Origin of the sequence: Streptomyces sp. NPDC102259, assembly GCF_044766465.1 — a bacterium.
Classification (GTDB): domain Bacteria; phylum Actinomycetota; class Actinomycetes; order Streptomycetales; family Streptomycetaceae; genus Streptomyces.
Map to the genome: position 1 here is coordinate 195624 of NZ_JBIWMA010000004.1, position 18561 is coordinate 214184.

Here is an 18561-nt window from a genome sequence, read left to right on the forward strand (position 1 = left end):
GAGGGGCCCTCTACGGGGCCCCTCTGCGCGGCCCCTCTACGGACCCCTCAGAGGGATCTTCCCCCGGGCTTCTCACAGCGCGCAGCTGTCGCTGTCCACCTGCTGGCCCGCGGTACGCCCCTGCGTGACGTCCTGCTGGATCTCGTCCGCGGTGAGGGCGTAGCCGGTTTCGGCGTCGTCGAGGGACTTCGCGAAGACCACGCCGTACACCTTGCCGTCGGTGGTGAGCAGCGGGCCGCCGGAGTTGCCCTGACGGACGGTCGTGAACAGCGAGTACACGTCGCGGCGCACGGTGGAGCGGTGGTAGATGTCGGGGCCGTTGGCCGTGATGCGACCACGCACCCGCGCGGCGCGGACGTCGTACGACCCGTTCTCCGGGAACCCGGCGATGATCGCGTCGTCGCTGCTCACCGCGTCCTTGGTGGTGAACTCCAGCACGGGCGCGTCGAGATCGGGCACGTCCAGGACGGCGATGTCGCGCTTCCAGTCGTACAGGACGACCGTGGCGTCGTACTTACGGCCCTCGCCCCCTATCTGGACGGTGGGTTCGTCGACGCCGCCCACGACATGGGCGTTGGTCATGACGCGGCGCTCGCCGAAGACGAACCCGGTGCCTTCCAGGACCTTGCCGCAGCTCTCCGCGGTGCCCATGACCTTGACGATGGAGCGCTGCGCGCGCTTGGCCACCGCACTGTTCGCCAGGGCCGGGTCGGGCGGCTGGACGTCGGTGATCGGCTCGTTGGAGAACGGGCTGAAGACCTGCGGAAAGCCGTTCTGCGCGAGGACGGAGGAGAAGTCGGCGAACCAGGTGTCGGCCTGGTCGGGCAGCGCGTCGGACACGCCGTGCAGCACCTTGGAGCTACGGACCTCCTTGCCCAGTGTGGGCAGGGTGGTGCCGGCGAGGGCGGACCCGATCAGCCACGCCACCAGCAGCATCGCCACGACGTTGACCAGCGCGCCGCCGGTCGCGTCCAGCGCGCGGGCCGGGGACCAGGTGATGTACCGGCGCAGCTTGTTGCCGAGGTGGGTGGTGAGGGCCTGGCCGATCGAGGCGCACACGATCACGACGATGACCGCGACGACGGCGGCCGTGGTGCTCACCTCGGCGTTGTCGGTCAGCGCGTCCCAGATCACGGGCAGCAGGTAGACGGCGACGAGACCGCCCCCCAGGAAACCGATCACCGACAGGATGCCGACGACGAAGCCCTGGCGGTAGCCGACGACAGCGAACCAGACGGCCGCGACCAACAACAGGATGTCCAGCACGTTCACCGCTTCGCGCCTCGCCTCATCAATTCGCGGTCACCACAGGTCGGCCGGGGGTCCGACCCGCCGCGAAGCGGCGAGGGGACACAGCTCCCCCCGGGCGCACACAGCACGGTGGACACCCTGTCATGACCGCCAGTCGAGCGGGACCTGCTTCTCGCGGTCCCAGGGGTGCTCCCAGCCCGCGAAATGCAGCAGGCGGTCGATCACACCGGCCGTGAAACCCCACACAAGGGCGGATTCGACCAGAAATGCCGGGCCGTGGTGACCACTGGGGTGCACGGCCATGGCGCGGTTCTCCGCGTCCGTGAGATCCGCCACGGGAACGGTGAAGACGCGTGCCGTCTCCGCGGGATCGACGACGCCGACCGGGCTCGGCTCGCGCCACCAGCCCAGCACCGGGGTGACGACGAAACCGCTGACCGGGATGTACAGCTTGGGCAGCACACCGAAGAGCTGGACGCCGGCCGGGTCGAGCCCGGTCTCCTCCTCGGCCTCGCGCAGGGCGGCCCGCAGCGGCCCGTCCCCGTGCGGGTCGCCGTCCTGCGGGTCGAGGGCGCCGCCCGGAAAGGAGGGCTGGCCGGGGTGGGAGCGCAGGGAGCTGGCGCGCTCCATGAGCAGCAGCTCGGGGCCGCGTTCACCCTCGCCGAACAGGATCAGGACGGCCGACTGGCGCCCCGCGCCGTTCTCCGGGGGCAGGAAGCGGCTGAGTTGGAGCGGCTGGACCGTCTCCACGGCGTGCACCACCGGGTCCAGCCAGGCGGGCAGGCCCTCCTTGCTGAGCGTCACGGCACCGCCCTGCGTGTTGCTCGCGCGTGTCATCGCCACACCACCCCCCGTTCTGCCCTGTCCAACGCCCGGGCACCGACAGATCGTTCCGCGGGCCGCCCCCCGATCGTGTGCTTTCCGCGGGTCGTACGGGTCGCGGGTACGCGTACGGCTGGCTGCCCCGCGGCGGTCGTCCGGCCCTCACCGACCGCTTGCCCCTCGTCGACCGCTTGCCCCTCATCGGCCCGTGCAGCCCCTTCGGCCCGGGCCGCCGTCAGCCCTTGCGTCATCCGGCCCCCAGCGGCGGGGCCGGCCTGCCGCCCGCGTCCAGGTAGGACTGGGGCGGGTTCAGGCGCTGCCCGGGGAAGCCGCCCTTCTCGTACTTCAGGAGCTTCTTCGCCTTCTCCGGATCCGTCTCGCCCTCGCCGTACGCCGGGCAGAGCGGGGCGATGGGGCAGGCGCCGCAGGCCGGCTTGCGGGCATGGCATATGCGGCGGCCGTGGAAGATCACATGGTGCGAGAGCATCGTCCAGTCGCTCTTGGGGAAGAGCGCGCCGACGGCCGCCTCGATCTTGTCGGGCTCGGTCGCCTCGGTCCACCGCCAGCGCCGTACGAGCCGCTGGAAGTGCGTGTCCACGGTGATCCCGGGCCGGCCGAACGCGTTCCCCAGCACCACGAAGGCGGTCTTGCGGCCGACGCCGGGCAGCTTGACCAGATCCTCGAGCCGACCGGGGACCTCCCCGTCGAACTCCTCCACCAGGGCCTTGGAAAGACCCATCACCGACTTGGTCTTGGCCCGGAAGAAGCCGGTGGGGCGGAGGATCTCCTCGACCTCCTCCGGGTCGGCGGCGGCCAGATCCTCGGGGGTGGGGTACTTGGCGAAGAGGGCGGGGGTCGTCTGGTTCACCCGGAGGTCGGTGGTCTGGGCGGACAGGACCGTGGCGACCACCAGCTGGAAGGGGTTCTCGAAGTCCAGCTCGGGGTGGGCATAGGGGTAGATCTCGGCGAGCTCGCGGTTGATGCGGCGGGCACGGCGGACAAGAGCGGTCCGCGACTCGGGCTTCCTGGCAGCGGCACCCTTGCTCGTGCGGGCCTCACTCGCGGGGGCCTTGCTCGCGGGGGCCTTGGCCGCACCGCGCCCGGCCGCGACCTTCTTGACGGCCGCCTTCCCGCTGTCGGCCGCTTTCTTCGCAGGCATCTCGTTTGTCACCTTTGCCGTATTGCTACCACCGCCGGGTTCCTGTTCGCCCACAGCGGAAACGCGACGTACAACCACCCGCCCAGCCCCCTTGGCCTGTGCTCTCACCGGCGTTTTGGACACTCGGCCAGCCTAAAGCCCGGCACCGACATCCGCCCTGGACCCTGAAGATCGGCCCCCAATTGGACCCCTGCCGCTTACCTCGGGACATGTGTGCGGCATCCTTGTGACAGATCACACTGTTTGGACCGTCCAGCAAAACGGGGAACACGGTCCCCTGGTAAGCGGGGGAACAAGATCCCCTGAGCAGGTCGACAAGGAGAGAACTCGTGGACGACGTTCTGCGGCGCAACCCGCTCTTCGCGGCACTCGACGACGAGCAGGCCGCGGAACTGCGCGCCTCCATGAGCGAGGTGACCCTGGCCCGTGGCGACTCCCTCTTCCACGAGGGCGACCCGGGCGACCGGCTCTATGTCGTCACCGAAGGCAAGGTCAAGCTTCACCGCACATCCCCGGACGGCCGGGAGAACATGCTCGCGGTGGTGGGCCCCAGCGAGCTGATCGGAGAGCTGTCGCTCTTCGACCCGGGCCCGCGCACGGCGACGGCCACCGCCCTCACCGAGGTCAAGCTCCTCGGCCTCGGGCACGGCGACCTCCAGCCCTGGCTGAACGCCCGGCCCGAGGTGGCCACCGCACTGCTGCGCGCCGTCGCCCGGCGCCTGCGCAAGACCAACGACGCCATGTCCGACCTGGTCTTCTCGGACGTCCCCGGCCGAGTCGCACGCGCCCTGCTGGACCTCTCGCGCCGCTTCGGCGTGCAGTCCGAAGAGGGCATCCACGTCGTCCACGACCTGACGCAGGAGGAGCTGGCCCAGCTCGTCGGCGCGTCGCGCGAGACCGTGAACAAGGCGCTGGCGGACTTCGCCCAGCGCGGGTGGCTGCGCCTGGAGGCGCGGGCGGTCATCCTGCTGGACGTGGAGCGACTGGCCAAGCGGTCGCGCTAGCCGCACCGCCGCTGTCCGAGGGGTGACGTCGGTCCGGTGTGACCGTCCCTGGGGGCCGACGCCCCCAGGCCCCCGCTGCCGGCCCTGAACGGGCCTTGTCCTCGAACTCGTCGTACGGACTGCTCTGCGTGCGCGCGCCCGTGCCGGTGCCGGTGCCCGCGCCCGAAAATGGTCCGCCGGACCGCTCTCGGGGCAGCACAGTGGCCACATGGCAGAAACGCTTCCCTCCCCGGGTCTCGACTCCCGAGGTCTCGACTCCCGAGGGCACATCGCCCGCGAAGGCTCCCTCACGCGCGTGGCGGATGATTTCCGGCCGATCGTCGCCGCTGCTCGGGACCGGATCCCGGGCGTCTTCGGAGACCGCCTGCACAGCGCGTACCTCTACGGGTCGATTCCGCGCGGCACCGCGCGCGTGGGCCGCAGCGATCTGGACCTTCTGGTGGTCCTGCGCGAGGAACCGACCGAGGCGGACCGGGCCGACGGCCGTGCGCTCGACGAGGCCCTAGACGAGGAGTTCCCGCAGATCGACGGCAGCGGCACTCTGCTGGTCGGCCACGCGCGCGTGCTGAGCGACCTGGAGAGGCACGACCTGGGCTGGTTCCTGGCGTGCCTGTGCACGCCGCTGCTCGGCGAGGACCTGGCCGAGCAACTCCCCCGCTACCGCCCGGACTCCCTGCTCGCCCGCGAGACCAACGGCGACCTCGCCCTGGTCCTGCCGCGCTGGCGCGAGCGCATCGCCGCGGCGGGCGACTCCGAGGAGGCCCGGCGGCCTCTCGTCCGGTTCATGTCCCGTCGCCTCGTGCGCACCGCGTTCACGCTCGTCATGCCCCGCTGGAACGGCTGGACGAGCGACCTGCACGAGATGGCGGAGGCGTTCGGCGCCTACTACCCGCAGCGTGCGGAGCAGCTACGGACGGCGGCCGCCCTCGGGTACGAGCCGAGCGGCGACCGCGCCGTCCTCTCGTCCTACGTCGACGACCTCGGCCCCTGGCTCGCCGAGGAGTACACGCGCGTGCACGGCGTGAAGGCCGACCGGCCGGGGGATGCCTAGGGCCTGTCGTTTGGATCAGGTCGGCCTGACCGACGGTGCCCTGTCGGCGGGCCCGAGCGGGGTGTGGTGCGTGCAGCTGCAAGGCAGAGGAGGGAGTCGAGGCGGAGCCTCGGCGACCGACGACAACGCCGCAGATGTGCGTGCCACACCCCGCGACGCGCGGCATGATCCAAACGACAGGCCCCAGGTCGGAAACGGCCTAGGCCAGGCCCTGGATGAGCCCGTGCTCCCTCAGGTACTCCACTTGCGCCCGCACGGACAGTTCCGCCGCCGGCCACAGGGAGCGGTCGACGTCGGCGTACACATGGGCGACGACCTCGGCGGGGGTGCGGTAGCCGTCCTCCACGGCCGTCTCGACCTGGGCGAGGCGGTGGGCGCGGTGGGCGAGGTAGAACTCCACGACGCCCTGTGCGTCCTCCAGCACCGGTCCGTGGCCCGGCAGGACGGTGTGGACGCCGTCGTCGACCGTGAGGGACCTGAGCCGCCGCAGGGAGTCCAGGTAGTCGCCCAGGCGACCGTCGGGATGCGCGACGACGGTCGTGCCCCGGCCGAGGACCGTGTCGCCGGTCAGCACGGCCCGGTCGGCCGGGAGGTGGAAGCAGAGGGAGTCGGCGGTGTGGCCGGGCGTCGGGACGACCCGCAGTTCCAGGCCGCCCACCGTGATCACGTTCCCGGCGGCCAGGCCCTCCTCGCCCAGCCGCAGCGCCGGGTCCAGGGCCCGCACCTTCGTGCCGGTCAGCCCGGCGAAGCGGGCGGCGCCCTCGGCGTGGTCGGGGTGGCCGTGCGTCAGCAGGGTCAGGGCGACGCGCTTGCCGGCCCGCTCGGCGGTGTCGACGACCGCGCGCAGATGGCCGTCGTCCAGCGGGCCCGGGTCGATCACAACCGCCAGGTCGGAGTCGGGCTCGGAGACGATCCAGGTGTTCGTGCCGTCCAGGGTCATCGCGGACGCGTTCGGCGCGAGGACGTTGACCGCGCGCGGGGTGGCCGGGCCAGAGAGGACCCCGCCTCGCGGCTGGCCGGGGAGAGCGGCTGCGTCGGTCATGCGAAGGGGCCTTCCATAGGGCTGAGCGGAACGTCACCACGGCGGCCGAGGCCGATGGACGGCACGGCGTGTCGGGGCGCATCGGGCGGCGCGAGGGGCCCGCGAAGGAGCTGCCCTCCGCCACGCGGCCGGCTTCGAAGTCCGCCCGCTCGCGTCCGCCCACGGATGTCCGTCATGCGGGGCCCCCGCCCGCCGCGTCGGCCGCACCGGTCGCACCAGTCACTCCGGTCGTCTCGATCGGGATGTGCTTGGTGAACTCGTCGTGTCCCGGCCACGACAGCACGACCTGGCTCTCCTCCAGGCGGGCCTCCGCGAGGACGGGCGTCAGGTCGAGGTCGGGGGCCGCGGCGAGCGCCTCGGCCGCCGTGGCGTACGGGACGAGCCGCCGCAGGGTCGCGATGGTGGGCGGCATCATCAGAAGCTCGCCCTTGTCGTACGAGGCCGCCGCGTCCGCCGGGCGGATCCACACCGTGCGGTCGGCCTCGGTGGAGGCGTTGCGGGTGCGCTGGCCCTCGGGGAGCGCGGCCACGAAGAACCAGGTGTCGTAGCGGCGGGACTCGAACTCCGGGGTGATCCAACGCGTCCAGGCGCCGAGGAGGTCGGAACGCAGGACCAGACCACGGCGGTCGAGGAACTCGGCGAAGGACAGTTCGCGGGCGGCCACCGCGGCCCGGTCGGCCTCCCAGTCGGCGCCCGTGGTGTCGCCGACGACGGAGTCGGGCGTCGGCCCCGCGAGCAGGACGCCGGCCTCCTCGTAGGTCTCCCGTACGGCCGCGCAGACGATCGCCTGGGCCGCCGTCTCGTCGACGCCGAGCCGCTCGGCCCACCACGCGCGCGTGGGGCCCGCCCAGCGGACGTGAAGGTCGTCGTCGCGTGGGTCGACGCCGCCGCCGGGATAGGCGTACGCGCCCCCGGCGAAGGCCATGGAGGCGCGTCTGCGCAGCATGTGGACGACAGGGCCGCCGTCGGTGTCCTTCAGGAGCATGACGGTGGCCGCGCGCTTCGGGGCGACCGGAGTGAGGGTGCCGTCCGCGAGAGCACGGATGCGTTCCGGCCAGTCCTGGGGGAACCACTGCCCATTCGCCATGGGCGCGAGGCTATCCCGTGGTGCGCGAATGTTCGAGAGGCCCCCGAGGTCGGAGCGCGTCCACGGGGTGTCTGCGGGGACGCCTCCGGGATGCCGGCGTGGCACCCGGGAGAGGCGTCCGCAAGGCGCCTACAGCGCGAAGGCGCCCGCGGGGGCGGAGGTCGCCTACGGGACGAGTTCCACCTGGATCTCGACCTCCACGGGCGCGTCCAGCGGCAGCACCGCGACGCCCACCGCGCTGCGCGCGTGCACGCCCTTGTCGCCGAGGACCTCGCCCAGCAGTTCGCTCGCGCCGTTGAGGACCGCGGGCTGGCCGGTGAAGTCCGATGCCGATGCCACGAAACCGACGACCTTCACCACGCGCGCGATGCGGTCCAGATCGCCCGCGACCGACTTGACGGCGGCCAGGGCGTTCAGCGCGCAGGTACGGGCCAGCTCCTTGGCCTCCTCGGGGGTGACCTCGGCGCCGACCTTGCCGGTGATCGGCAGCTTGCCGTCCACCATGGGCAGCTGGCCGGCCGTGTACACGTACGGGCCGGACCGCACGGCCGGCTGGTAGGCCGCGAGGGGCGGCACGACCGCCGGCAGGGTCAGTCCCAGCTCGGCGAGCCTCTCCTCGACCGCGCTCACGCCCTCGCCCGCTTCAGGTAGGCGACGAGCTGCTCCGGGTTGTTCGGCCCGGGCACGACCTGGACGAGCTCCCAGCCGTCCTCGCCCCAGGTGTCCAGAATCTGCTTCGTTGCGTGGACGAGCAGCGGCACGGTTGCGTATTCCCACTTGGTCATGAGGCCGACTGTATCCGCTGTCGCCCGACGGCCCGTTCCACAGGCCATGTGGCCGATATCGCCCCCTCTTGTCCACAGCCTCCCGATTGCCTCGGGCGCCGAATGGTTACGCTCGAAGACGTGAGCAGGCTCCAGGTCGTCAGCGGCAAGGGCGGGACCGGCAAGACGACGGTCGCCGCGGCCCTCGCGCTGGCCCTCGCCACGGCAGGGAAGCGGACGCTTCTCGTCGAGGTGGAGGGCCGGCAGGGCATCGCACAGCTCTTCGAGACACAGGCGTTGCCCTATGAGGAACGCAAGATCGCCGTCGCCTCGGGGGGCGGTGAGGTGTACGCACTGGCCATCGATCCCGAACTGGCCCTTCTGGACTACCTCCAGATGTTCTACAAACTGGGAGGCGCCGGACGGGCCCTGAAGAAACTCGGCGCCATCGACTTCGCCACCACCATCGCGCCCGGCCTGAGGGACGTGCTCCTCACCGGCAAGGCGTGCGAGGCGGTGCGGCGCAAGGAAAAGAACGGGCGGTTCGTCTACGACTACGTCGTCATGGACGCCCCGCCCACAGGACGCGTCACCCGCTTCCTGAACGTCAACGACGAGGTCGCCGGGCTGGCCAGGATCGGCCCGATACACAATCAGGCACAGGCCGTGATGCGGGTGCTGAAGTCGTCGGAGACGGCCGTGCACCTGGTGACGCTGCTCGAGGAGATGCCCGTCCAGGAGACCGCCGACGGTATCGCCGAGCTGCGGGCGGCCAATCTGCCGGTAGGGCGGGTCATCGTCAACATGGTGCGGCCCGAGGTACTGGACGAGGACGGGCTGGAACTCGTACGGACCGCGCCTCGTTCTTCTGTCGCCCGGTCGTTGTCCGCCGCCGGGCTCGGCGGGGCGCGGCGCGGGGGACACGCCGAGCGGCTGGTGGATCCGCTCCTTCGGCAGGCCGAGGAGTACGCCGAGCGGTACGCGCTGGAGCACGAGCAGCGCGCGGTCCTCGGCGAGCTCGATCTGCCGCTGCACGAACTGCCGTTGCTCGCCGAGGGCATGGACCTCGCGGGCCTGTACCAACTCGCCCACGAACTGCGGAAACAGGGGATCGCATGAGTCCGGACCAGGCTCACGACCAAGGAAGCACCCGGCGCCGGCTCTCCCCCGCGCCCGTGCTGGACCTCGATCCGCTGCTCGACGACCCGGCGACCCGCATCGTGGTGTGCTGCGGCTCCGGCGGCGTCGGCAAGACGACCACGGCGGCGGCGCTGGGGCTGAGGGCGGCCGAGCGGGGCCGCAAGGTGGTGGTCCTCACCATCGACCCGGCCCGCCGGCTCGCCCAGTCCATGGGCATCGACTCGCTGGACAACACCCCGCGCCGCGTCAAAGGCGTCGAGGGGGACGGCGAACTGCACGCCATGATGCTCGACATGAAGCGCACCTTCGACGAGATCGTCGAGGCGCACGCGGACGGCGACCGGGCGGCCTCGATCCTGGGCAACCCGTTCTACCAGTCGCTCTCGGCGGGCTTCGCGGGCACGCAGGAGTACATGGCGATGGAGAAGCTGGGGCAGCTGCGCGCGCGGGACGAGTGGGACCTGATCATCGTCGACACACCGCCGTCCCGCTCGGCGCTGGACTTCCTGGACGCGCCCAAGCGACTCGGGTCGTTCCTGGACGGCAAGCTGATCCGCGTCCTGCTCGCGCCCGCCAAGGTCGGCGGCCGCGCGGGAATGAAGTTCCTGAACGTCGGGATGTCGATGATGACCGGCGCGCTCGGCAAGCTGCTCGGCGGACAGCTGCTGAAGGACGTACAGACGTTCGTCGCGGCGATGGACTCGATGTTCGGCGGCTTCCGCACGCGCGCGGACGCTACGTACAAGCTGCTCCAGGCGCCCGGCACGGCGTTCCTGGTGGTGGCGGCTCCCGAGCGGGACGCGCTGCGGGAGGCCGCGTACTTCGTGGAGCGGCTGGCCGCCGAGGACATGCCGCTGGCCGGCCTGGTGCTGAACCGCGTGCACGGCAGCGGCGCCGCCCAGCTGTCCGCCGAGCGGGCGCTCGCCGCTGCGGAGAACCTCGACCTCGTCCATGCCCGCGCTGCGGAAAATCTTGAAGAGCCCCGCATTGTGGATCAGGACGGCGGGAAAGCTGGTCTTCGTAACTCTCCCGACACGTACGGCAGTTCAGAATCTCCCGCAACCGATCCGGAGCGCGACGCCCCCACCGGCGCGAACCGGCCCACGGCCACCGACACGGACCGGACAGCGAGCGCCGACGCGGACACCGGCGCGGACGCGGACCGGACCGTGGACGATCTCACCGCAGGCCTGCTGAGGCTGCACGCCGAACGTATGCACCTGCTCTCCCGCGAGCAGCGCACGCGTGACCGCTTCACCGCGCTGCACCCCGAGGTGGCGGTGTCCGAAGTGGCCGCGCTGCCCGGCGATGTGCATGACCTCACGGGACTGCGGGACATCGGGAACCGGCTCGCGGCCAACCGGCCGGAGCTGCCCGAGGCTGCCGACGCCTGAGCCGAGGGTTCTCCTCAGCCCACCGCCGCGTAGTTCTCGTAGATCTCGTCGTCGTCGAGCGGCAGGATGCCGGCCCCACGCTCGTACTCCGAACGCGCCGTCTCCAGGAGGCGGCGCCAGGAGGTCACAGTCGGACGCCTGCGCAGCAGTGCGCGGCGCTCGCGCTCGGTCATGCCTCCCCACACGCCGAACTCGACACGATTGTCGAGCGCGTCGGCCAGGCACTCGGTGCGTACCGGGCATCCGGTGCACACCGCCTTGGCCCTGTTCTGCGCTGCTCCTTGAACGAACAGTTCATCCGGATCGGTAGTGCGGCAGGCGGCCTGCGCACTCCAGTCGGTTACCCAGCCCATACCGGCGCCGTCCTCTCCCGAATCGAGGCTCCCCCACGGCGGCAGCGGCATATTCACCGCCGCCAGTTGAGGACGTTACGGAAGGTGGGCACAGCGCAACACCCCCTTCGGGCCCAATCTTGAATGGCCCGAACGGACTATGCGTAAGCGGCAGATCACCCGGGGGAGTGAGCCCGCGACATATGCGACTTTCCCGGCAACCGGGACAGTTCAGTTGAGTCACAACGGACGCCGGGTGACACACAAGGCGGATTCGGACACGTCCCCACCAAAAAAGTCGGGGAACATCCGGAACGATTCGGGGTCGCCGGACGTATTGATACGTAGCCCTGCTGCTGTGACAGTTGAGAGCAGCTTAGGCCAAGGCATTGACGCGTGTCCGGCGAATGAGAACGTAGGCTGCCCTCATGCCAAAGAAGCGCTCGGGCGGTGGTCTGTCGTCAACGCAGCAGGCCGCCAAGTTCCTCGGTGTCAGTGTGCTCGCGGGAGCCGTGCTGGCCGGTATCGCTCTGCCCGCGTTCGGCGCGCTGGGCCTCGCCGCCAAGGGGTCGGTGGAGTCGTTCGACGAACTCCCGGCCAACCTCAAGACGCCACCGCTGAGCCAGCGCACCACCATCCTCGACGCGGACGGCGGCCAGATCGCCACGGTCTACTCACGTGACCGCACGGTGGTCGACCTCAAGAACATCTCGCCGTACATGCAGAAGGCGATCGTCGCGATCGAGGACTCGCGCTTCTACGAGCACGGCGCGGTCGACCTGAAGGGCATGCTGCGCGCGCTCAACAAGAACGTGCAGAGCAGCGGGGTCTCCGAGGGCGCCTCGACGCTCACCCAGCAGTACGTGAAGAACGTCTTCGTGGAGGAGGCCGGTGACGACCCGACGAAGGTCGCGCAGGCCACCCAGCAGACCATCGGCCGCAAGATCAAGGAGCTGAAGTACGCGATCCAGGTGGAGGAGGAGCTCGGCAAGAAGAAGATCCTCGAGAACTACCTGAACATCACGTTCTTCGGCGAGCAGGCCTACGGCGTCGAGGCGGCCGCCCAGCGCTACTTCTCCACGCACGCCAAGGACCTCACCCTCCCCCAGGCGGCGCTGCTGGCCGGCATCGTCCAGTCCCCGTCCGTCTACGACCCGGTCAAGGACGACGTCACGGCCACCAACCGCCGTAACGTCGTGCTGAAGCGCATGGCCGAGGTCGGCGACATCACCGAGGCCGAGGCCGCCAAGGCGCAGAAGGCCCCGCTGAGCCTGAAGGTCAAGCAGCCGAAGAACGGCTGCATCACCGCCGTGAAGGGCGCCAGCTTCTTCTGCAAGTACGTGGAACGCGTCTTCCTCAGCGACCCGGTCTTCGGCAAGACCAAGGAAGTGCGGGCGAAGCTCTGGAACCAGGGCGGCCTGACGATCCGGACGACGCTCGAACCGCAGGCTCAGAAGTCCGTCCAGGCCTCGCTCAAGGACCACGTCTACAAGTCCGACAAGGTCGCCGCTGCCGCCACGCTCGTCGAACCCGGCACCGGCAAGATCCTCGGCATGGGCCAGTCGAAGCCGTACGGCTACGGCAAGAACGAGACCGAGTACAACTACTCCGTCAACTCCTCCATGGGCGGTTCGAACTACGGCTTCCCGACCGGTTCGACCTTCAAGCCGTTCGTGGCCGCGGCCGCGCTGGAGGAGGGCCGCCCGGCGAACCAGAGCTACCCGGCGCCGTACGAGATGCCGTACCCGGCCACGGTCCAGACGTGCAGCAGCAAGCCGTGGACCAACCAGGGCAACGACAAGCTGGAGAACGAGAGCGAGTCCGAGAAGGGCCCGTACCAGCTGAAGAAGGCCATGGAGCTTTCGGTCAACACCTACTTCGTGCAGATGCTCGCCGACATCGGCATGTGCCCCGTGGTGAAGATGACCGACAAGCTGGGCGTGGTCCAGGGCAACGGCGACAAGGTCCCCGAGGTGCCCTCCTCGATGACCCTCGGCTCCACCGGCCTCTCGCCGCTGACGATGGCGACCGCGTACGCGGCCTTCGCCAGCCGGGGCATGTACTGCACCCCGGTCGCGATCGAGTCGATCACCCAGACCGTGGGCGGCACGAAGAAGTCGCTCGAGGTGCCGAAGTCGACCTGCTCGCGTGCGATGAGCGAGAAGACCGCGGACACCGTCAACACGCTGCTGAGCGGTGTGACCGACTCCGGTACCGGCAAGCAGGCCGGTCTGTCCGGCCGCGCCAACGCCGGTAAGACGGGTACGACGGACTCCCGCAAGAACGCCTGGTTCGTCGGCTACACCCCGAACCTCGCGGGCGCCGTCTGGGTCGGCAGCGCCACCCAGAAGGTCGAGATGACCGACATCACCATCGGCGGCGTCTACCACTCCCAGGTCTACGGCGGCGACACCCCCGGCCCGATCTGGCGCGACGCGATGACCGGCGCGCTCGAGGGCAAGGAAGCCCCGTCCTTCAACCTCGTCAACATCCCGAACCCGCCCGACAAGGACCGGGGCGACGGGAACAACGACGGTGACAACGGGGACGACAACGGCGACACCGCGGGCAACCAGGACGACGGCTTCCTCACCGGTCTGCTCACCAACGGCACGACGAACGGCGGCAACTCGACCGGCGGCACCGACGGAGGCACCTTCTTCCAGGGCCAGAGCAACGGCAACGGAAACGGCGGCGGACGCGGCTGAGACCGTTCCGACGGCGGTCGACCGGTCGCCCGATCCAACGGCGGCCGACCGGTCAGCCCGCAGGCCCGCAGGCCCGCAGGCCCGCAGGGAACATAGCGAACGGCCCCTGCTTCTCGTACGGAGAGGCAGGGGCCGTTCGTCGTGCGGGGCCGTTCTTCGACCAGGGCCGTTCGTCGTGCGGGGCCGGTGGCGCTCGGTGGAGGCTGATGCTCCGCGCAGGCGCCTGGCCGTCGCGTGACCGTGTCAGCCCGCGAGCAGCTTCTTGACGACCGCGGCGACGCGGCCGCCCTCGGCCAGGCCGGCCACCTTCGGGTTCACGATCTTCATGACGGCGCCCATCGCCCGCGGCCCCTCGGCACCGGCCGCCTTGGCCTCAGCGACGGCCTGGGCGACGATGTCGTTCAGCTCCTCGTCGCCGAGCTGCTTGGGCAGGTAGGTGGCGAGCAGCTCACCCTCCGCCTTCTCCCGCTCGGCCGACTCGACCCGGCCACCCTGCGCGAAGGCGTCCGCCGCCTCGCGGCGCTTCTTCGCCTCCTTGGTGATCACCTTGAGGACCTCGTCGTCGGAGAGCTCGCGCTTCTCCTTGCCGGCGACCTCCTCCTTGGTGATCGCGGTGAGCGTGAGCCGGAGCGTCGAGGAGCGGAGCTCGTCGCGCCCCTTGATCGCGGCGTTGAGGTCTTCCTGAAGCTTCGACTTGAGCGTGGTCATGGGCTTGATTGTCGCAGGTGTCGGTGGCCGCACGCCCGCCGATTTAAGGGGCGGCGGGGCAAAGGCCGTTGGCGGCGTCTGACACGATGGACGTATGCGCGCGCGATACGGAGTACCACTGTCCATTGCGGCGGCCGGCGCCGCCGGCCTGGTGTACGCGGCGGGCTTCGAAGCCCGCTCCTTCCGCCTGCGACGGGTGACGGTGCCCGTCCTCCCCGCCGGGATGCGCCCCCTGCGCGTGTTGCAGGTCTCCGACATCCACATGGTCGGCGGCCAACGCAAGAAGCAGCGCTGGCTGCGCTCCCTGGCCGGTCTGCGTCCGGACTTCGTGATCAACACCGGCGACAACCTGTCCGACCCGGACGCCGTGCCCGAGGTCCTGGACGCCCTCGGCCCGCTGATGGAGTTCCCGGGCGCCTACGTCTTCGGCTCGAACGACTACTACGGCCCGACGCTGCGCAACCCCGCCCGCTATCTCCTGGAGAAGACCCAGGGACGCCACGGCTTGAACGGCAACGCGCCCGCAGTCGACGTGGTCCACAACCCGTGGGAGGGCCTGCGCGACGGCTTCGACGCTGCGAGCTGGCTGAACCTGACGAACACCCGGGGCGTGCTGAAGGTCGAGGGCGTGTCGATCGAGCTGACGGGGCTGGACGACCCGCACATCAAGCGCGACCGCTACGCGCGGGTGGCCGGCGGCCCGTCGACGTCGTCCGACTTCTCGATGGGCGTGGTGCACGCGCCGTACCTGCGGGTCCTGGACTCCTACACGGCGGACGACTACCCCCTGATCCTGGCGGGCCACACCCACGGCGGCCAGCTCTGCATCCCCTTCTACGGCGCCCTGGTCACCAACTGCGACCTGGACACGAAGCGGGTGAAGGGCCTGTCGACGCATACGGTCGAGGGGCGTACGTCCTACCTGCACGTGTCGGCGGGATGCGGAACGAGCCGCTACACACCGGTGCGGTTCGCGTGCCCGCCGGAGGTGACGTTGCTGACGTTGGTCGAGAAGGAGTAGGGCGAGGAATCGGAAGAGGGGGAGAGGGAGCAGCGGGGAAGAAGCAGGGGGAAGGAGCAGAGGGAGGGGTAGGGGCCGAAGCGGGGCGGAAATGCCGGAGGGTGGCAGAGGTTCCCTCGAACGGCCCTCCCATATCGCCGCTTTTGTCACGCTTGCCTAGCGTGAGGGCATGACCGCGCCGATACCCAGGGACCTCCCGGATCTGCCCGCGATCCCGCGGACCCACGCGCTACTCCTCTCCTCCGTCCCCGCGTCGGCGGTGGTGACCCCCGTACGCCGTCCACTCGCCGCCGTCCTGCGTCTGCTGCTGGCCGGCACAGCGGCCGCGGGCGTGACGCTCGCCCTGTTGCTCGGCAGCCCCTTGCGGGTCCTGAGCCACTTCGCGATCCAGAGCAACATCCTGCTGGCCCTGGTCACGCTGCTGTCCGCCCGCCGCGCGTGGACGGCCCGCCGACCCCTCCCCGCCGCCCTGACGGGCGCCGCACTGCTCTACGTCATGATCACCGGCCTGGTCTACCACCTGCTCCTGACGGACGCGACGACCCCCTTCTCGGTGACCGGCACGACGACCGCCCCCACGGGCTGGCACCTGGTCGCCGGGCACCTCATCCACACGGTGACCCCCATAGCCGCCGTCCTGGACTGGCTGCTGCTGACGCCCCCGGGCCGACTGCGCCTGCGCCGGGCCGCCACCTGGATGATCTACCCCGTGGCCTACCTGGCGTTCTCCCTCGCCCGCGCCCAGCTGATCACCGTCGGCACCCCGGGTCGCTACCTCTACCCCTTCTTCGACGTCGAGGCCCACGGCTACAGGCACGCCCTCGCCAACGCCCTCCTCCTCGGCCTCTCCTTCTACGCCCTCGCGGTCCTCCTAGTGGCCCTCGACCATGCCCGCCCGAACCCGATCAGCCACCGCCTCAAAACCGGATTTCGTCTCGGGCCACCGGTGGGCTAAAGTAAACGACGTCGCCGCGACAAGCAGGACAAGCAGCGACATCGGGGTGTAGCGCAGCTTGGCAGCGCGCTTCGTTCGGGACGAAGAGGTCGTGGGTTCAAATCCCGCCACCCCGACAGCTGAATAGCAGGTCAGAGGGCCCTTACCGAGTCGGTAAGGGCCCTCTCGCGTTGCTGTGTGTCTCACTGCGTGACTATCGATTCGTGAGTGCTTCGGGTGCGTGACTACGGCAGCTACGGCCGCCGCGGATCGGTGCCGAAGATGCCTCCCATGGCGACGGCCCCGGTCTGGATGACGGGCCGGATCTGCTTCCGGTAGACCTCCTCCGTCACAGCCGTCCCCGAGTGCCCGACGAGCCGCGAAATCACCTCCAGCGAGACGCCATGGTCGGACAGCAGAGACACGAAGCAGCGCCCGGAGTTCCTCGGTCCGGGCCCCGGTCAGCAGCGCAAGCACGATGTACCCGTGCATCGAGGTGCCCTCAGCTCCCCTGAGCACGGCATCGGCCTGGGCGTCCTTGGTGCGGCCGGCCTTGAGCCGGGTCACGACCTCCGGGAGGGTGAGCAGTTCGGGCGTGGCGGCGGTCATGCTGCGGCTCCTTTCGGGGCGGTCTGGTGGGTGGGGTGCCCGTCACTGCTGAGGCTGGCGGCGAGCCGGGCTTCGGCATCGGAGAGGCCGGTACCGGCGAAGTCCCAGTGGGCGGGGAGCAAGAGGCCGAAGCCGCCCTCCGGGAGATCCACGGTCTGAGGCGGAGATGCGGCGATGAACGTCACCTCGCCGCACTGGACGACCTCGCGACGATGCTGGAAGAGTGCGCGACCACTCCAGGAAGTCGCTTGTGGTTCGCGGGCGACTGAAGCTCGTGTCACGTCCGCTGTGTCTGTCTGACTGAGTGACAACGCGCGCACAACGGCGAACGAGCGCGGACGTCTGCGGGCCTTCAACGCAGATGAAAGCCGAGGCCGAAACGGCAATCAGGTGGCCAGGAAGTCTCGTTGCTCGCACGATGAGTGCATGGACCGGTTGCAGCACAGCGCTTGGCGGTATGTGGCGGAGATACTCCCACCCGAGGAGCTCCCGATGCTTGCTGCTCGTGCGCTCGTCGACGGGCGTGATTCCCCCGCCCTGCGTTCACTGGCCGGCCTGCCCCGCAGGAGCGACGAGACCGAGATCCGTGAACTGTACGTCCAAGCCCTGCACGAATGCGGCGTACCCCTTCCCGATGATGAGACAGCCGGCCGCCGGCTTCTCGTAAGGCTCGCGGTCGGTCTCGCGAATGCCGAACTGAGCCCCAAGGACGTGGTCGACCGCCTGTCGATGACAGTCGCAGCCCGCACCCCGGAGGAGACACAGTTCCTCTCCATCGCAGCGGACTACAGCGAATGGATGGACACGGACGAACTCCCGGGATGGGAGAACGGGCTCAGGACCGCGGCCCACTCATTGGCCGCCTCCACCGATCTCGGATCCGGTATCGGTGTGCCGGGGTCGCGGCGCGACTGACTAATCCGCCTGAACGCGCCCCGTGCCAGACCCTTGCCAGATACTGGGGGGAGCACTGTCAGGTCCAAGCCCTGCACCAGGTGACCATCCAGGGGAGGCATAGTTCGGGAGTCCTCCAATCCAGTCGGATCAGGGTCGATGCCGCCCGGCGCCAACGCCATCGAGCTCGCCGACATCCTGGGCCACGACAGCCGCGCCGTTCCGGTTGCGGCGGGTCCGCCTGGTGGAGCTACATCCCAACTCCCCCGGATGCGTGGACTGCACGGCGGTGCGACGCTGGAAATAGCGGACCGGCACCGCCTGCCGTCCGCCCCTACGTGGGAGAGGGGCCGACATGGCAACGACACCTCACGCTGGCTCCAGCACTGACATCTGCGCCCAGATGAGGCACGATGCCGAGCTGAGCAAAAAGGAACTAAGGGACGAGAGAAAAAAGCTCTCCGCGCTCAAGCACAAGCATGAAACGGATCCAATAAAGGCTCAACAGTTGAGGGAGGAAATTGAAGAACTGAAAAATCGAATAGAGGTCGACGAAGCCCAACTCCAGGTGCAATTGGAAGACATTGCCGCCAACTGCAGTGGCCACTAGTACGTTGCGTGACTCGCTGATCGTTTCAGGG

General features: G+C 69.8%; 19 protein-coding genes and 1 tRNA gene. 10 read left to right on the forward strand and 10 right to left on the reverse strand.

Translation table 11 applies throughout. From position 1 onward, the window contains the following. Positions 1-72: 72 nt before the first annotated feature. From ACIRPU_RS12730 to nth, 3 genes are all read right to left on the reverse strand, one after another. The gene (locus tag ACIRPU_RS12730; protein WP_403865534.1) at positions 73-1272 is read right to left on the reverse strand and encodes a MarP family serine protease; all 1200 of its coding nucleotides are present in this window, start codon (positions 1270-1272) and stop codon (positions 73-75) included. Positions 1273-1392: 120 nt separating this feature from the next. After that, positions 1393-2088: an NUDIX hydrolase gene (locus tag ACIRPU_RS12735; RefSeq protein WP_403865537.1), complete on the reverse strand. Its 696-nt coding sequence runs from the start codon at positions 2086-2088 to the stop codon at positions 1393-1395. 232 nt (positions 2089-2320) lie between these two features. Next, on the reverse strand, positions 2321-3232 hold the full coding sequence (nth, locus tag ACIRPU_RS12740) for an endonuclease III (protein WP_403865540.1): 912 nt from the start codon (positions 3230-3232) through the stop codon (positions 2321-2323). A gap of 329 nt (positions 3233-3561) precedes the next feature. Between nth and ACIRPU_RS12745 the strand changes: the two genes are divergently transcribed. Together ACIRPU_RS12745 and ACIRPU_RS12750 are read left to right on the forward strand one after the other, a co-directional pair. Further along, positions 3562-4236, forward strand: coding sequence for a Crp/Fnr family transcriptional regulator (locus tag ACIRPU_RS12745; RefSeq protein ID WP_020129286.1), 675 nt, complete (start codon positions 3562-3564; stop codon positions 4234-4236). Between the two features lie 208 nt (positions 4237-4444). Next, the gene (locus tag ACIRPU_RS12750) at positions 4445-5287 is read left to right on the forward strand and encodes a nucleotidyltransferase domain-containing protein (protein ID WP_403865543.1); all 843 of its coding nucleotides are present in this window, start codon (positions 4445-4447) and stop codon (positions 5285-5287) included. A gap of 199 nt (positions 5288-5486) precedes the next feature. Here the strand turns inward: ACIRPU_RS12750 and ACIRPU_RS12755 are convergent, their stop codons facing one another. From ACIRPU_RS12755 to ACIRPU_RS12770, 4 genes are all read right to left on the reverse strand, one after another. Next, positions 5487-6329, reverse strand: coding sequence for an MBL fold metallo-hydrolase (locus tag ACIRPU_RS12755; protein ID WP_385558587.1), 843 nt, complete (start codon positions 6327-6329; stop codon positions 5487-5489). Between the two features lie 172 nt (positions 6330-6501). Next, positions 6502-7416 carry an NUDIX hydrolase gene (locus ACIRPU_RS12760; protein WP_403865546.1) on the reverse strand — a complete coding sequence of 305 codons (915 nt, stop codon included), beginning with the start codon at positions 7414-7416 and terminating at the stop codon, positions 6502-6504. Between the two features lie 165 nt (positions 7417-7581). Next, positions 7582-8046, reverse strand: coding sequence for a RidA family protein (locus tag ACIRPU_RS12765; RefSeq protein ID WP_355702669.1), 465 nt, complete (start codon positions 8044-8046; stop codon positions 7582-7584). Then, a complete protein-coding gene (locus ACIRPU_RS12770) occupies positions 8043-8201 on the reverse strand; it encodes a DUF4177 domain-containing protein (protein ID WP_319299652.1) in 159 nt (52 codons plus the stop codon). Before ACIRPU_RS12770 ends, ACIRPU_RS12765 begins: the two co-directional genes overlap by 4 nt. Before the next feature lie 120 nt (positions 8202-8321). On the opposite strand from ACIRPU_RS12770, the gene ACIRPU_RS12775 reads away from it, so the two are divergent. After that, entirely contained in the window at positions 8322-9299 is a 978-nt protein-coding gene (locus ACIRPU_RS12775) for an ArsA-related P-loop ATPase (protein ID WP_403865551.1), read from the forward strand. Beyond that, a complete protein-coding gene (locus ACIRPU_RS12780) occupies positions 9296-10714 on the forward strand; it encodes an ArsA family ATPase (RefSeq protein WP_403865554.1) in 1419 nt (472 codons plus the stop codon). The genes ACIRPU_RS12775 and ACIRPU_RS12780 overlap by 4 nt, the downstream gene beginning before the upstream one ends. Positions 10715-10728: 14 nt before the next feature. Here ACIRPU_RS12780 and wblA read toward each other — a convergent pair whose 3' ends face one another. Further along, positions 10729-11067, reverse strand: coding sequence for a transcriptional regulator WblA (gene wblA, locus ACIRPU_RS12785; RefSeq protein ID WP_020129278.1), 339 nt, complete (start codon positions 11065-11067; stop codon positions 10729-10731). Between the two features lie 407 nt (positions 11068-11474). On the opposite strand from wblA, the gene ACIRPU_RS12790 reads away from it, so the two are divergent. Next, the gene (locus ACIRPU_RS12790) at positions 11475-13754 is read left to right on the forward strand and encodes a transglycosylase domain-containing protein (RefSeq protein ID WP_403865557.1); all 2280 of its coding nucleotides are present in this window, start codon (positions 11475-11477) and stop codon (positions 13752-13754) included. 243 nt (positions 13755-13997) lie between these two features. Here the strand turns inward: ACIRPU_RS12790 and ACIRPU_RS12795 are convergent, their stop codons facing one another. Beyond that, positions 13998-14462, reverse strand: a complete 465-nt coding sequence (locus tag ACIRPU_RS12795) for a GatB/YqeY domain-containing protein (RefSeq protein ID WP_403865560.1) — start codon at positions 14460-14462, stop codon at positions 13998-14000. Positions 14463-14556: 94 nt separating this feature from the next. Here ACIRPU_RS12795 and ACIRPU_RS12800 point away from each other — a divergent pair, with 94 nt between their 5' ends. The 3 genes from ACIRPU_RS12800 (at position 14557) to ACIRPU_RS12810 (ending at position 16554) form a co-directional block, all read left to right on the forward strand. Further along, entirely contained in the window at positions 14557-15483 is a 927-nt protein-coding gene (locus ACIRPU_RS12800; RefSeq protein WP_355702664.1) for a metallophosphoesterase, read from the forward strand. A gap of 169 nt (positions 15484-15652) precedes the next feature. Next, complete coding sequence (locus ACIRPU_RS12805) at positions 15653-16438, forward strand: Pr6Pr family membrane protein (protein ID WP_403865564.1); 786 nt, start codon at positions 15653-15655, stop codon at positions 16436-16438. Positions 16439-16480: 42 nt separating this feature from the next. Beyond that, a tRNA-Pro gene (locus tag ACIRPU_RS12810) sits at positions 16481-16554 on the forward strand. Positions 16555-16671: 117 nt separating this feature from the next. Here ACIRPU_RS12810 and ACIRPU_RS12815 read toward each other — a convergent pair. After that, positions 16672-16842 carry a hypothetical protein gene (locus ACIRPU_RS12815; protein ID WP_403865567.1) on the reverse strand — a complete coding sequence of 57 codons (171 nt, stop codon included), beginning with the start codon at positions 16840-16842 and terminating at the stop codon, positions 16672-16674. Positions 16843-17452: 610 nt separating this feature from the next. Between ACIRPU_RS12815 and ACIRPU_RS12820 the strand changes: the two genes are divergently transcribed. Next, positions 17453-17941: a hypothetical protein gene (locus ACIRPU_RS12820; protein WP_403865570.1), complete on the forward strand. Its 489-nt coding sequence runs from the start codon at positions 17453-17455 to the stop codon at positions 17939-17941. A gap of 334 nt (positions 17942-18275) precedes the next feature. Beyond that, positions 18276-18530: a hypothetical protein gene (locus tag ACIRPU_RS12825; RefSeq protein WP_403865573.1), complete on the forward strand. Its 255-nt coding sequence runs from the start codon at positions 18276-18278 to the stop codon at positions 18528-18530. Positions 18531-18561 lie beyond the last annotated feature (31 nt).

Bases quoted from the DNA above. Each gene is read 5' to 3' on its own strand.
- ACIRPU_RS12735 (WP_403865537.1), bottom strand. From the start codon at position 2,088: ATGACACGCGCGAGCAACACGCAGGGCGGTGCCGTGACGCTCAGCAAG.
- nth (WP_403865540.1), bottom strand. From the start codon at position 3,232: ATGCCTGCGAAGAAAGCGGCCGACAGCGGGAAGGCGGCCGTCAAGAAG.
- ACIRPU_RS12750 (WP_403865543.1), top strand. From the start codon at position 4,445: ATGGCAGAAACGCTTCCCTCCCCGGGTCTCGACTCCCGAGGTCTCGAC.
- ACIRPU_RS12755 (WP_385558587.1), bottom strand. From the start codon at position 6,329: ATGACCGACGCAGCCGCTCTCCCCGGCCAGCCGCGAGGCGGGGTCCTC.
- ACIRPU_RS12760 (WP_403865546.1), bottom strand. From the start codon at position 7,416: ATGGCGAATGGGCAGTGGTTCCCCCAGGACTGGCCGGAACGCATCCGT.
- ACIRPU_RS12770 (WP_319299652.1), bottom strand. From the start codon at position 8,201: ATGACCAAGTGGGAATACGCAACCGTGCCGCTGCTCGTCCACGCAACG.
- ACIRPU_RS12780 (WP_403865554.1), top strand. From the start codon at position 9,296: ATGAGTCCGGACCAGGCTCACGACCAAGGAAGCACCCGGCGCCGGCTC.
- wblA (WP_020129278.1), bottom strand. From the start codon at position 11,067: ATGGGCTGGGTAACCGACTGGAGTGCGCAGGCCGCCTGCCGCACTACC.
- ACIRPU_RS12790 (WP_403865557.1), top strand. From the start codon at position 11,475: ATGCCAAAGAAGCGCTCGGGCGGTGGTCTGTCGTCAACGCAGCAGGCC.
- ACIRPU_RS12795 (WP_403865560.1), bottom strand. From the start codon at position 14,462: ATGACCACGCTCAAGTCGAAGCTTCAGGAAGACCTCAACGCCGCGATC.
- ACIRPU_RS12800 (WP_355702664.1), top strand. From the start codon at position 14,557: ATGCGCGCGCGATACGGAGTACCACTGTCCATTGCGGCGGCCGGCGCC.
- ACIRPU_RS12805 (WP_403865564.1), top strand. From the start codon at position 15,653: ATGACCGCGCCGATACCCAGGGACCTCCCGGATCTGCCCGCGATCCCG.
- ACIRPU_RS12820 (WP_403865570.1), top strand. From the start codon at position 17,453: ATGGACCGGTTGCAGCACAGCGCTTGGCGGTATGTGGCGGAGATACTC.
- ACIRPU_RS12825 (WP_403865573.1), top strand. From the start codon at position 18,276: ATGGCAACGACACCTCACGCTGGCTCCAGCACTGACATCTGCGCCCAG.